This window comes from Salinispora goodfellowii (assembly GCF_059570675.1).
The window spans coordinates 1-13793 of the sequence record NZ_JCANTD010000057.1; the positions used below are offsets into that span (position 1 = coordinate 1).

Annotated in this window: 5 protein-coding genes and 3 pseudogenes; 4 read left to right on the plus strand and 4 right to left on the minus strand. The window is 64.9% G+C overall.

What is annotated here, in order from left to right; all coding sequences use genetic code 11:
• The 4 genes and pseudogenes from T398_RS25885 to T398_RS25900 all read left to right on the plus strand — a co-directional run.
• A pseudogene (locus T398_RS25885) lies at positions 1–355 on the plus strand (ISAs1 family transposase); the annotation flags it as partial.
• A gap of 445 nt (positions 356–800) precedes the next feature.
• The gene (locus tag T398_RS25890; protein ID WP_496450439.1) at positions 801–4808 is read left to right on the plus strand and encodes an HNH/endonuclease VII fold putative polymorphic toxin; all 4008 of its coding nucleotides are present in this window, start codon (positions 801–803) and stop codon (positions 4806–4808) included.
• A gap of 14 nt (positions 4809–4822) precedes the next feature.
• Complete coding sequence (locus tag T398_RS25895; RefSeq protein ID WP_496450436.1) at positions 4823–5209, plus strand: Imm50 family immunity protein; 387 nt, start codon at positions 4823–4825, stop codon at positions 5207–5209.
• A 970-nt stretch (positions 5210–6179) separates the two neighbouring features.
• Positions 6180–8384 (plus strand): trypsin-like serine protease, encoded by a 2205-nt coding sequence (locus T398_RS25900; protein ID WP_496450437.1) that lies wholly within the window; start codon positions 6180–6182, stop codon positions 8382–8384.
• Positions 8385–8691: 307 nt separating this feature from the next.
• Here the strand turns inward: T398_RS25900 and T398_RS25905 are convergent.
• The 4 genes and pseudogenes from T398_RS25905 to T398_RS25920 form a co-directional block, all read right to left on the minus strand.
• Positions 8692–9594 (minus strand): annotated as a pseudogene (locus T398_RS25905) (IS630 family transposase); the annotation flags it as partial.
• Positions 9595–9963: 369 nt separating this feature from the next.
• Positions 9964–10449, minus strand: a complete 486-nt coding sequence (locus T398_RS25910; RefSeq protein WP_018833046.1) for a hypothetical protein — start codon at positions 10447–10449, stop codon at positions 9964–9966.
• An 18-nt stretch (positions 10450–10467) separates the two neighbouring features.
• The gene (locus tag T398_RS25915; RefSeq protein WP_496450438.1) at positions 10468–13434 is read right to left on the minus strand and encodes an ALF repeat-containing protein; all 2967 of its coding nucleotides are present in this window, start codon (positions 13432–13434) and stop codon (positions 10468–10470) included.
• 80 nt (positions 13435–13514) lie between these two features.
• Positions 13515–13793 (minus strand): annotated as a pseudogene (locus tag T398_RS25920) (IS630 family transposase); the annotation flags it as partial.

Genomic DNA, 13793 nt, shown 5'->3' on the forward strand with positions numbered 1-13793 from the left:
CACGGTCAAAGGCAAGACCAGCCGCGAGACGGCGTACCTGACGATCTCCCTGCCCGCCGGTCAGGCCCGGCCGGTCGATCTGGGCGCCTGGGCTCGGGCGGAGTGGCAGATCGAAAACAGGGTGCACTATGTACGAGATGTCACGTTACGTGAAGATGCGCATCAAGCCCGGACCGGGAACGGACCCGCTGTCTTCGCCACCCTCCGTAACACCTCGATCGGGCACCACCGCCTCAACGGCGCCACCAACATCGCCGAAGCCACCCGCGAAGCCAGCCAGCGTCCCCACGACCTCATCACCGCTGTGACCACCGGAAAACCGACCGTGAACAGGCTAAACGGCACTACGCAATAGCCCTGGGTGTTGGTAGCGGCGTACTGATCACGACTCTCGGTCTTGGGACTTTGGGTTGTCAGTGTCTCTTCCTTTGTAGCGAATGTCGCTGCTCGTGACTATTTGAACTGCTTTCGATAACAGGACTTCTGCGACTAGCCCCATCTGTCGGATATTTGCTTCCTATATCGTATTGCGACTGTGATCGCGAAATTCCACCTGGCCGGAGCGTTCAGGTCCACCGGCAGATGGAAGCTGGGCTAGGATTCCGAGGCACTATCTACCTTGGGGAGACACTGTGGCTAGTTGGTCGATGCGGCTTGATGCTATTTCTGCTTCGGGGCGTTTTGTCCCGTCGTGGGTGCGCTGGGTCGCTGTCGTCATGGTGTCGGTAGTGGTTGCTTCGTTGCTGCCGCCAGGATCTGCGGCGCGGGCAGCCGAGGTGGGTGATGAGCGTGCGTGGGTCGTGGCAGATCTACTGTCGGGTAGTCCATCAGTACGTCGGGCGGCGGAAGCCGCGTTGTTGGGGTCGGATGAGGACGTCCAGGAGTTCCTCGAGTCGGGTCGGGCTGAAGCCGTCCGGGCGGACACGCGAGCAGCGGCACGGGTGTTGGCGGGGATGGATGGCCCGGCGATGCGGACGGCGGCGTTGGACGCCTTGGCGGGTTCTGATGAGGAGTTAAGTGCGCTCGTTGACGGGGGGTGGAAGTCAGCGTGGGCTGCGGATGAACGAGTGCGGGCGTATCGGTGGTTGGAGTCGGGTGGTCCAACGGTGCAGGCCGCCGCGGAAGAGGCGTTGGCGGGGTCGCCGGAGGAGTTGACGGAGTTCTTGGCGCAGGGCCGCCATGAGGCGCTGTTCGCTGATGACCGGTTGGCGGTGACGCGGATGTTGACCGGGGGGGTCAACAACAGCGGGCCGGTGTTGGACGCGGCGGCTCAGCAGGCGTTGGCGGGCTCGGCGCAGGAACTGCGGGAGTTTGTGGAGTCCGGGCAGTTCGTGGCGCGGGCCCGGGATGAGGAGTTGGCGTCTGTTCGGAGTTTGGTGGAGCAGGCCAAGGAGGCTGGTGAGACAACGTCGCGAGAGGCGCTGGCGGCGACGGAGTGGTCGGGTCGAGCAGCGGCGGCTGCGCAAGAAGCGAAGGAGGCGGCGCAGGAGGCTGCGCAGGAGGCGGCTGCGGCTGGAGGCGATGCGGGACGTGCATCGGCAGCGGCGGGCCGGGCGGCGGATGCGGCGCGGGGTGCGGCGGATGCGGCGCGGGACGCGGTGGGTGCGTCGAACGCGGCGATGCGGGCGGCACGGGTGGCGTCGGACGCGGCGCGTAAGGCGACGACGGCGGCGTCCTTGACGGCGCGGGCGGCGGCGCGGGCTCAGCAGGCAGCGGCCGATGCGCGCACGGATGCAGGCAAAGCGTCTGCGGCGCGGGAGGCGGCGGAGTCGGCGCGGGACGCGGCGGCGAAGGCGCGGGAGATGGAGCAGGTTCGGGCTGAGCGTGATCGGGCGTTGGCGCAGGCGAAGGCTGCAGCTACGGCGGCCAAGAGCGCAAGCGCGAATGCTGATAAGGCGGCGGTGGCGGCGAATGCCGCAGCGGGGCATGCGGGCGTGTCGGCGGAGCAGGCGGCGCGGTCGCGGGCGGCGGCGGCGCAGGCGCAGCGGTTGGCCTCGGCGGCTGCGCGAGCGGCGGATCGGGCGTATCAGTTCGCGGTGGCGGCGGCAGCGGCGTCGGAGGAGGCGTTCGACTTCGCGGCGCAGGCGGCGGCGCATGCGGAAGCGGCGGCGGATGCCGCGGAGGCAGCGGCTGAGGCGGCGGGTGACGCGGCGAACGCGGCGAAGGAGTCGGCTAAGCACGCCGCGGCGGCTGTGGCGGCGGCAAATACCGCGGTGGCGGCGGCGAATCAGGCGGTGGAGTTGGAGGCGCTGGCTCGGCAGGAGGATGAGACGAGGCTGGAGGAGGCCACGGAGCAGGGTGTGCTGGCCGCGCAGGAGCAGCTTGCGGCGGAGCAGGAGGCCAACCTTGCCGCCGGTGACTTGGTGGCGTGGAACCGTGAGTTGTTGTGGGACACCGCGGAGGAGGATCGGGTTGATCCTGCTACCCGACAGCTATTGGACGAGGCCACCGTGGCGGAGGCGCCGACGGATGTGGTGCTGGACCGGGGGCGTCGGGCGGCTATCAACCTGTTGACCACCGGAGGCGAGTGGACGCGGGCCGCTGCTGCGGAGGCGTTGGCCGGTGGTGAGGTCGAGCTGCGGTCCTGGTTGACCGATGGGCGACGGGTCGCAGTGGGTCAGGATGACCGGGCACGGGTGTGGCATCTGATCGACGTATTGCCGGATGGGAATGAAAAAGCCGCGGCGCAGGCAGCGTTGGCCGGCGATGACGCGGCAGTGGAACAGTTTCTACGGACCCGAGACTACTCGGGGAAGTTCTACAACGACCGGCTGACGATCTATCGGATGCTGGATGGGGCAGGGCCGTCGGTGACGACCGCGGCGGAGCAGGCGCTGTCGGGCTCAGCCGCAGACATGCACGCGTTTTTGCGGCAGGGGCAGTATGTGGCGCGAGGCGCGGATGAGCGGCTCGAGGTATTTCGGGCGATGGACTCCGGCGGTCCGCAGGTGAAGGCTGCTGGCCAAGTGGCTCTGGCGGGGCCGGAATCGTTTGCTTCATACTTCCTGACGGTGTCGCGGTATCAGGCGGCGCAGCGCGATCAAGAGCAGGCCGCGCACGTGGCGGCGGTGAAGGCGCTGATCGCTGAGGCGCAGCAGTATGCGCAGACCGCGTTGGCGGATGCAGCCGAGGCGCAGCGGGTCGCGGCGGACGCGGCCGGTAAGGCCGCCGAAGCGCAAGCCTACGCCCAGCAGGCCACTGACGCGGCAAACATCGCCGCTGGTCACGCCAATGACGCCGCCGATTCGGCCAGCGCAGCGAAAGCCTCCGCTGATCAGGCAGCTCAGTCCGCCACCACTGCCCGTAACGCCGCTAACAAAGCCCAGACCAGCGCGGACAAAGCCGCGCAGTCCGCCGCGACTGCCACCGCCGCCTCACAGCGAGCGAGGGTTGACGCACAATATGCGTATCAGGCAAAGGAGGACGCGAGGGCTGCGGCGGTGGAGGCCGGCGAGGACGCGCTTGCTGCCGATTTGGCCGCTAAGGAGGCCGTTGACACCTACCTTACGAAAGTCGAAGAGTGGGAGGCCGCTCGGCGTAGCACCGAACCGGGTAGCAGCACCGACGGGTCCGGTACCGCGCAGGATCAGCACCGGACGTGGGGATGCCTGGTCGACATAGATGACCTGAACTGGAAGTGCGCGAAAGTCGTGGCTGACTTTGCGGTGGCTCTTGGATACCAGCAGTCATGTAGCTTCCCCGGCAGCAGCGACAGACCTGGCTGCCGGATGGCCGATGAACTTAACGAATTCGTTCAGGACAACCCTGAGGTTGTGCTGGATATGGTCCAGTATGCGCTCATGGCGTGCGGTCTAGTCCCTGGTGCGGGTGAAGTCTGTGACGCCGCCGATGCCGCAATCTCCTTTGGCCGTGGGGACTGGGTCGGTGGTCTCCTTGGTCTCGGCGCTATGGTCCCATGGGCGGGTTGGGGTGCTACTGGGGCTAAGGTAGGCCGTTCTGAGGATAAGTTCCGAAACATAATTCGTATTTTCGAGGGCCTCGCCAAGGGCTGCAAGGCTACGAGCAGTTTCATTCCCGGCACCAAAGTCCTCCTTGCCGATGGCACGAGTATCCCGATCGAGCAAGTCAGCGCAGGCGATGTCGTCGCCGCGACCGACATCGATACCGGTGTAACTGCTAGCAAGACCGTCATTGCGACCGTGACTAGTACTGGCACCAAGAACCTCGTCGACATCGGCATCAATGCTGACGTCGACAATGGCACTGAAACCATCACCGCCACCACCAGCCACCCGTTCTGGCTACCCGAGCGGCATACCTGGATGCCGGCCGCCGAACTCACCTCCGGCGACCAACTCCGTACTAATGGCGGAAAATTCACCTCGATCACCACCATCGCCGAACGTATCAGCGATACCCGTGTTCACAACCTCACCATCGCCGACTTTCACACCTATTACGTCCTTGTGGGCGACGTCTCCGTTCTCGTTTCTAACACCGACTGCGTGCCACCGGTTAAGTGGTTTCCGACTCGTGGTGCAGCATTTGCGGATGCAAAGAGGGATCTTGGTATTCCAAAGAGTCAGGTGCATGACGAACTACGAATGACTAAGATGACGACCAGGGATGGCCGGCCGATCCTGAATCCTGACGGAACTCCAGTGATGACACGCGAGTATATTTACACGCGCGGTGACGGTAGTCGGGTAATAATTCAGGATCATTCGAATGGTCACTATTTCAATGAAGGTGGTGTGGGCGACCAAGGCCCTCACATAAATGTGCGCCCGTTTGACAACCCCAGGAATGGTAAGGTTCCTGGCACGGCTCAGCACTACAACTATTAGCGGGGAGTTTGACGTTGGAGTGGATTGATGCTCTCAGTAATCCGCAGCGAGTACTGGCTATCTATGGGGCCGAACCCCCGACGCTTGAAGCTGTGCACATTCATGAGGTCTGCCTAGACAGGGATGGACCGGCACTGAAAATTCGGCTCGATCTATCAACGGTTCCGGCAAGGATGCCCGAAAAATGGCGTCGTGACGGCTTGAATGTAGTTCAGATTCAAATCATTTTCGGGGGCTTGGAGAAGGTCGAGTTTGGGCGGTTTTCTGTAGATCCTATGTGCGACATGGAAATCCGCAGGCATGGCGCGGAGGTTTACTTTTCGGCTGAATCTGACTCAATCGGGTTGCTGGGGGTTGCGAAAACGGCGACGGTCGTGCACGTTTCAGCATACATGATTTGAGTGTGGTTATGACGGCCGCACCTAGTGCCGCTTGGCTGCCACGTTGGTTTTCCCAGGGGGGCATTTGAGTGGGGGTGAGTCGGTGGTCGCGCTGGTTCGTGTGCATGCCTCTCTATTGGGATTGTGACAGTGAAAGGCTTTCGGTTTTGGCGTGCCTGTAATTGGAGCTGTGCCTCGAAATACCGAAGCGTGCCGGCGATAGGTAGTCGTCAGTGACGCCTCATGACGGGGTAGTTTTGATTGGATGTGTCCGTAGGGAAGATTGACCTTGAGTAAGCGCGTTTGATTGCTGTCTCGAATGATTGTTCCGAATTGGAGAAGGGTGTGAAAAATTCATTTTGGGGCACCGTTGCCGTATTGGTGACAGGTGTTGTGGGGGTAGGTTCTGGCTCGCTGGCGTCGGCTGCCGGGGTGTTGTCAGAATCTGATTCACCGCCCTCGTTGGTGGAGGACTTCACTCATCCCGGTGCAGATCAGATCTTGGTGGATCATGGATTAAAGGTCTACAAAGGGGACGGGAATATTTGGTTCTCGTCGTCGCGCCTCTATGGCTCCCCTGAGGGTCGGTGTCCGGTAGGGGAGATTCAGGTGGAGAAAGCCCTGGATGCGGCTCCGTACGGTGTGTGGTTTTGCTTCCAAACGAGGGGGGCGGAGGGCTACCTGACGTTGGAGGTCCCGGCAACGTTTGGCATTCGCGGTGGCAGTGTCCCGGCCGAGGCTGTCGCGGACCTGGGTGAGGACGGCGAGCAGACATTCGAAGTTCCACCGAATAGGCAGGTTGTAATCGACACTGGCGATCAAGGAGAAAGGCCCGAGGCGATCTTGGTGGAGTTGCGTCTGACGTCAGGCATTTCCTAGTAAATCTAGGGCTGTCGCCAAGGTTTCGATCGGTTCCCTCCTGTTCCTTGGAGAAGAAACGAGCCGACGTTCGTGTCGGTATGAGTTGCACCGTTGTGTGTGGGGAGATGTTTTGTCGGTTCACGGGTTACGTCGGTGGGGTGCGGCCCTGACCGGGGCTGTGCTTGCGGCTGGTCTGTTGGGCGGCGGTGCTGCTCGGGCTGTTGGTGGTTCTGATCCGGTTCCGGATGGGGCGTACGGCTTCACCGCCAAGGTCATGTTCGGTGATGAACAGGCGTGCACGGGCGCCCTGGTTGACCAGGATTGGTTGCTCACGGCGAAGAACTGTCTCGGTGACGGCACCGGGCCGGTGGTTCGGGGGGCGCCGGGGAAGCCCACTTATGCTTTGATTGGCCGTACTGATCTGACGGGGACGGCTGGTCAGGAGCGTGCGGTGGTGGCGGTAGTTCCGCATTCGGAGCGGAACCTGGCGTTGGCGCGTCTGTCCGCACCGGTCACCGACATCACCCCGGTCGGGCTCGCTGACACGGCTCCGGCGGCCAGCGAGACACTGACGGTCGCGGGCTACGGCCGTACGGCCACCGAGTGGGTGCCGGACCGCCTGCACGCCGCCGCCTTCACCGTCCAGGATGTCGCCACGGCCACCGTCGGTGTGGTGGGGGCGTCGGCGGGGGCGACTATCTGTAAGGGTGACGCCGGGGGTCCGGTGTTCCGGGATGTCGAGGGTGCGCCCGCGCTGGTGGCTGTCAGCAACACCTCGTGGCAGAAGGGTTGCCTGGGGGAGACGGAGACCAGGGACGGGGCGACTGCCACCCGGGTTGACGACCTCGCTGCATGGGTCGGTGAGCAGACCGCTGATGTGCAGATTTTCGGTGTGCTGTCCGACGGCCGGTTGACCTACAGCGCGATCGACTCGGCTACCGGTGAGCTGCGGGCGGATCGTCAGTCAGCGGCCAGCTTCGGGTTTACCCCGAAGGCGATGGCCACGCTGAACGAGGACACCATCCTGATCACCGACACTGACGGCAAGATGTACCGGGTGGACGTCACCGGAACAGATCCGTTGACCTTCGCCACCAGCTGGGTTATGAGCGGGTGGACTCCGTATGACCGGCTGACCTATGACGGGTACGGGTCGCTGTACGGCATCCTTGAGGGCACGGACGAGCTTCGTCGTCGGACGTTGACCACCGAGAAGCCGAGCGGTGCCGAGCACATCAGCCGGGCCACCTCGATGGGTACCGGGTTCGGGTTGAAGGCCATCACGTCACCGGGTGCTGGACGGATCCTGGGTAACGCCTCGGGCGGCCGCCTGCTGTCGTACACCATCCACGGCAACGGTGCCGAGGCATGGTCGAGAGACGACCTGGCCGCCACCGGTTGGTCGGACCCGACGCATTTGCTTTCGCCCGGTGGCGGCCACTACTACGCGCGGAGCTCGACCGGCCGGTTGGACCGCTACCGCGACGTGAATCCGTTCGACGGTAGCGGCAGTGACATCCAGTCTTTCCCGAACGATCCGGTCAGCAGCAGCGGCTGGGACCAGGTGCTGCTGTCGGCGCGGCCGTGGACCGGACTGGTGTCGGTGTACGGGGTGAGTTCAGACGGTCGCCTCTCCTACACCGCACTGGACCCGGTCACCGGGGCGAAGGTGGCCAGTACCGTATCGGAACAGACCCTCGGGTTCACGCCGAAAGCGCTGGCAACCCTCAACTCGGACACCCTGCTGGTCACCACCGACACCGGCAGCCTGCACCGGGTCGACATCACCGGCACCCAACCGCTGACCTTCACCCGCACCGCCGAGCGTCTCGGTGGCGGCTGGACCCACGACCTGCTGGTCTACGACGGGCACGGCTCCCTGTTCGGCCGCGCCGGCGGCAAGTGGCTGCGATACACCGTGACCAAGGCCAAACCCGCGGACCCGGCCACCGACCTGATCAACGGAACGGTCATCGTCAGCAGCGGCTTCGGCGTACCCACCCTGGCCGCCACCGGTGCGGGACGCCTGCTGGCAACCACCAACGCCGGCGCCCTCATCGCCTACACCGCCGTCGGCGCCAACGACTGGAGCCGCGCAGACCTCGCCACCAGCGGCTGGGCCGACGCCACCGCACTGTTCTCACCCGGCGGCGGCCGCTACTACCGACGCGACGGCAACGGCGTGGTGACCGGCTACCTGGACACATCCCCATTCAACGGCAGCGGCACCGACATCACCCCGTACGCACCAACCGGCACCACCAGCAGCGGCTGGGATCCCATCCTCTCCGCCCAACCCCACAACTCCTGGCCCGACAACAGCCGCCGCTGGTAGCTGACACACCGCCCGTGGCGGTGCCCCTTTCTGGAGGGCATTGCAACAGAAACCTGAGCAGTGCAATCGCAGGGTTTTCGGAGCTAGCAAAACCACTGGCCGGCATCGGAATCGGTGCCGGCCAGTGATATGCTCTCAATGGTTCGAAGTTTACCAATGTGTTGCCGGTCCTGGCAGGGAATTGACGCAAGATGTCGTCCCTGACGTGCCCTCGGTATAATCAGATCTAGCGTCTGGTAGTCGGTGCAAGTGCTGCCCCCTTACTAAGGCGATCGTATGTTTCTAGATTGTGGATACGTTTCAGGTGTTATGCCCTGATGTAGGCAAGATGCGGGTCGGCGAAGAACCCGCGCACGATCTGGGGCGTCTTCTGCAGGCGTCGTAGCGCGCCGATGGCGAGGCGTTTCATGTCCGCCTGGTTCAGGGGGACGGCACGTTTGATCCGGTCGTGTTTCACGTTCTTCCATACCCACTCGTCGGGGTTCAGTTCCGGGGAGTAGCCGGGCAGGAAGAATAGCCTGAGTTGCCCGTTGGTGGATTCGACGTACCGACTGGTCTCCTTCGCCCGGTGGGCGGGATGCCCGTCCACGATCAGGAACACCGGTCCGCTGCTGTCGGCGAGGAGCCGCTTGCAGAACTCGACGAACCGGCCGGCGTTCAACGTGCCCTCGAACACCTGGAACCGCAACAGTCCTTTCGCGTTCATCGCCGAGATCATATTGACCGACTTGCGGTCGCCGGTGGCGACGACGACCGGGGTCTGCCCGATCCGCCCCCAGGTGGTGCCGGCGTAATGATCCGTGCGGACACCCGCCTCATCAGCGAAGAACACCTCCCCGCCGACCTCAGCAGCCTGCGCCCTGATCACCGGGAACGTCTCCTGCTTCCACACCCGCACCTTCTCCGGGTCCTGCTGATAAGCCCGATACACCGGCCGCTGCGCCGACAGGCCAAGCTTCCTCAAGACCCTCCCCGCCGTCGGCAACGACAACCGCACCCGAAGCTCACGCGCGATCGGATCCCGCACAATCTGCCGGGTCCACAACGCGAACCCGAACGTGTGCGCCCGCGGATCCGAACCCACGATCCACGTGTACACCCGCAACATCTGCTCATCGCTGAGCATCGTCGGTCGACCCCCCGCGAACTTCGTCGACAACGCCTCCAACCCACCCTCACGGAACGCCTTGCGCCACGCGAACACCGACCCACGACTGACCCGAGCGCCTCAGCGACAGCCTCAGCCCGCCACCCGCTCTCCATCAACTGGACAGCACGAATACGTTCCTCATGCGTAGCTCTACGGCCATTCCTCGTCATCCGGTCATTCTCCCACGACCAACGTGGACAGTTCAGAAACCTGTGAACTGGTTAGTATCTCGTCCGGTTGGCAGGGTTGCATCCCTAATACTCACCCATCACAACAAGATCGGCAGCGGTCATCCGGCCGTGATCTGAACGCCATGCATGTGGCTCATGTATGCGCAGTCGACGAGCGCTAGACAACATGAAGTAATTCGCCAGTTGTTAGGTAATGGTGGTCGAACAAGCGTTGTATGCTGCATGCGACGGGCCTGTACTACTGATGCCAGGCGTGTAAGTACAAGGACCGCTCGGCGGTGCCGTCGTCAGCGATCGCCTGGGTTTCCACATTGTTCTTCCAATTCTCTTCGCGCCGGAATGGAGTGTAGTTCCTGCTAGAGGACGACTGCCATCCGAACTCCACATCTCGCTCCGCCGTGTCGGCGAGGATCACTGGACCGGTAATGGTCACCTCACCGCTTCTCAATCGGTTGATGGCGATGAACTGGCTGATGCATTCGGACGGTGCGGTGATCCTTACGTACAGCTCCAGGCTGCCCGCCCAGTACCGCATCCGTCCGTCGGTGCACTCAGGAAGCGTGAGGTCGAAGTCGGTAAAGACCTCCTCCGGGGTGATACTCCAGCTGCTGCCCGAGTAGGCCCGGTCATCGAACCGGGTTGTGCCTCGCAACTGGAGTACGAGCGTGCCCACGAGTAGTCCTACGACCAACGCGACTGTCCCACCGATGATCCGCTTGCGCACGCTCGTACTCACCTTTGGTCAGCCCAGGTTGATGGTCTGGGTGCTGCTGCGGCCGCGGACCACGAACTCGCGGCCCATGCCGTATTCGTGTGCTGCGGCGGCGCCGTCGAACGAGATGATGCCCATCGGACCGATGGCTTCACCTTTGTCAAAGTTCCAATCCTTGTACACCTCGACATCGTATTGACCGCCAAGGTGAACGCGGTCTCCGAGGTGGCTCACCTTAACGGTGCCGCGGATTCGCACCTGGACGCCCCGTACGCCAAGGAAGTAGTCCGTGTTCTCGGTCATCTCGATGCCATACCAGAGGCTGTCCAGCCGAAAATCGCAGCTATTGCTGGAGGCCGGGCAATGTTCCTTACTCGTATTAAGCATATAATTGAGCTGTTTGTCGATTCTAGCTTTGAACTGGTTGTCGAGCAGGTAGTCATCCACGTTGACCTGGAAGTCTGTGCCTTTACGGCTGTAGTAGTGGTTCCACAACGCGCACGCCTGCCCGTCACCAGTCACGAGACAGACCCCCTGCTTCTGGAGCCACAGGTCTTGCCGCTCGGAGCCGAAGTTCCACCACGGCGCCTCCTTGGAGCCGAATGGCGCATTTCCGGACGGCGTGGTCGGGTCGAGGTCGCTGTCCTTGCCCACGATGACTGAGTCGGCGTTGGTTGCGTCATCGTTCATCAGCTCAGCTTCGCGCTTGGCCATCGCGTCCCTGAGGGTCTCCAACGCGGCCTCACTGGCCTCTGCCGCGCTCTTTCCTGCCTCGAGCGCAGACTTGCGGGCGTTCGCAGCCGACGTACGCGCGCTGGCGGCGTACGACCGGGCGGCCGCGGCTGACGCTTTGGCCTGTGTCGCCGAGCTCTTCGCGCGGGCGGCGGCCCGCGCGGCCGAGTCGGCGGCATCGCGTGCGGTCTCCGCGGACGCCGCCGCGCGCTCGGCGGAGGCCTTGGCGGACGCCGCGGACTGGGCGGCCTGGGCGGCATACACCTGCGCCTGCACGGCGGACTGCGCCGCCTGGTTGGCGTACTCCTGTGCTTCTTCGGCATAGCCGTTTGCTTGCGCGGCCACCGAGGCGGCCAGGGCGGCGTCCCGATTGGCCAACTCGGCGGCCTCGGCGGCGATCGTCACGTAGCTGCGGACGGTGCTCACGTGCATGGCGATGTCCTCGTCACGGACCTGGGCACGGTACTGCTCGCTCGTGAGGAACCGGCGAGCAAGCTCTCGCGGACCCACTAGTGCGATCTCCGCGGCAGCTGTCACCTCGGGGCCGGCGTCTTCCATCCGCGCCGCGATGGCCACCCGGTCGTCCTGAGCGGCGGCAGAGTACCGGCCGGTGCGCAGGAATGCGTGAGCATCCTCGGGCGTACCGGTCAGCGCGGCCTGTGCAGCCGCCGCGGTTGCCGGCCCACCCTCAGCCATGACACGGGAGATTTCGACGCGGTCATCCTGGACCTTCCCGTCGTATGCCGGGTAGGTGAGGAACTCCAGAACGTCCTCGTGGCTGCCCTGCAACGCGGTGCGCGCGGCGGCACGAAGCTCGGGCTTGTCGCTGCTCTCCAGGATGTCCAGCACTCGCGTGCGGTCGTCCTGCTCGGCCGCGTCTTTGCGGCCAGCTGTGAAGAACAGCCGTATGTCGGCCTCGGTACCGGCCAGTGCGTCCCGGGCGATGTTCTGAGTCCACGGGCCGCCGGTCTGGATGAGGTCCATCAGCGCCTGCCGGCCCTCGTTGAGCAATACGGCCGAGGTCGCGTCCGGTGCCGAGGCGGCGTCGATGAGCGCTTGTGTGGCCGGGCCAACCCGGTCGTACTCCGGGGTGTCCGGTAGCGACTGTACCGGCAGAGCCTCCTCGGCCTCACGGGCAGCGCTCGCCTCGACTACCGCCTCGGCCGTCTCGGTCTCCAGGCGTAGTGCGTCGGCCTCGCGGGCGGTCTGCTCGATCTCGGCGGCCTTGGCCGCCGCCTCGGTGGCGGTCGTGGCCGCGGTGGCGGCGTTTCCTGCATGCAGGTTCGCCTCGGCCGCCGCGGTCTCTGCATCTCCGGCATGCTCCGCGGCCCGCTCGGCCTCGGCTGCCGCGTTGTTTGCGTGCGTCGCGGCCTGCGCGGCGAAGGTAGCGGAGTCTCGGGCGGCCGTTGCCGCCTGCCGGGCCAGTGCCTCGGTGCGGTCCGCAGCCTGATCGGCGACACCCGCGAGTCGGCGGGCGCGTGCCGCTGCGGCCCGGGCCCTGGCGGCCTCCCGGTCGGAGACTCCTGACTGGTTTGCGGCGCGCTCCGCAGCGGATGCGGCGGCGATCGAGTCACCGTATGCAGCACGGGCGGCCTTCGCGGCGTCTCCAGCGGCGTCTGCGGCGTCACCGGCCGCTCTGGACGCGTCGGCGGCCTCGGCCGCAGCCTTGCCGATGTCTCGGGCTTTCTCGGCCGCGGCGCGGGCGGCATCGGCATCTGAGGCATTGACTGCGGCGCGGGACGCGGCATTGTAGGCGTCGGTGGCTGCTTGGCCTGCGGCGGCGGCGGCGGATGCGGCCCGCGTGGCGGCGTTCGCCGCGACTCGTGCCGCGGTGTTCGCCGACTTTGCTGCCGCAATAGCGTCTTGCGCGGCGTCTGCGGCCTGGGTAGCGGCGTCGGCAGCCCGGCCGGCTGACTCGGTGGCCTTCACCGCTGCCCCCTGCGCTGCCTCGGTCTCGTCGGCTGCCCGTTCGGCGGCCTCTCTGGCGAGTTGCGCGGCGGTCTGCGCCCGGGTCGAGGCATCCTTCGCTGCCACCAGTTCCTCGGCTGCGACTGCTTGGGCCTCAACCGCCAGCTTAGCCAGCTCGGCCACGGACAAAACTTCATCGTCGCGGGCCCGGGCGACATGATGTCCCCGGTCAAGCCACTCCTGGAGCTCGTCGGGGGTGCCACGTAGCGCGACTTCGGCGGTGCGCCTCACCTCGCTACCCCCAACCGCCATGAGTCGGGATGCCTGAATTCGGTTGTCTTGGTTGATGGCCGCCACATATCCAATAGTGAGGAACTCCGCGACTGCGGAGGGACCGCCCTCTAGTGCTGTGACCACGAACGTTTGCGGTGTTGGGGTCAGGCTGCTCGGGTAGCTGGCTGGCCCCAGCGTCGTTGTCGTTCGCTGCGGATGCGGGCGCGTTCTCGGCGTTGGGCGGCCAGGACGTCGGGGTGGCGGGCGTTGGCGTTGCGCCAGCGCAGGTAGGCCTGCAGCCGCCGGGTCAGCGCGGGGTGGTTGGGGTGGTTCGAGCCGGTGATGACGAAGGTGCGCAGCGGTCCGAACTGGGCCTCGATGGGGTTGGCCCAGGAGGCGTAGGTCGGGGTGAAGCAGAGCTCAACTTTGTTCCGTGCCGCCCA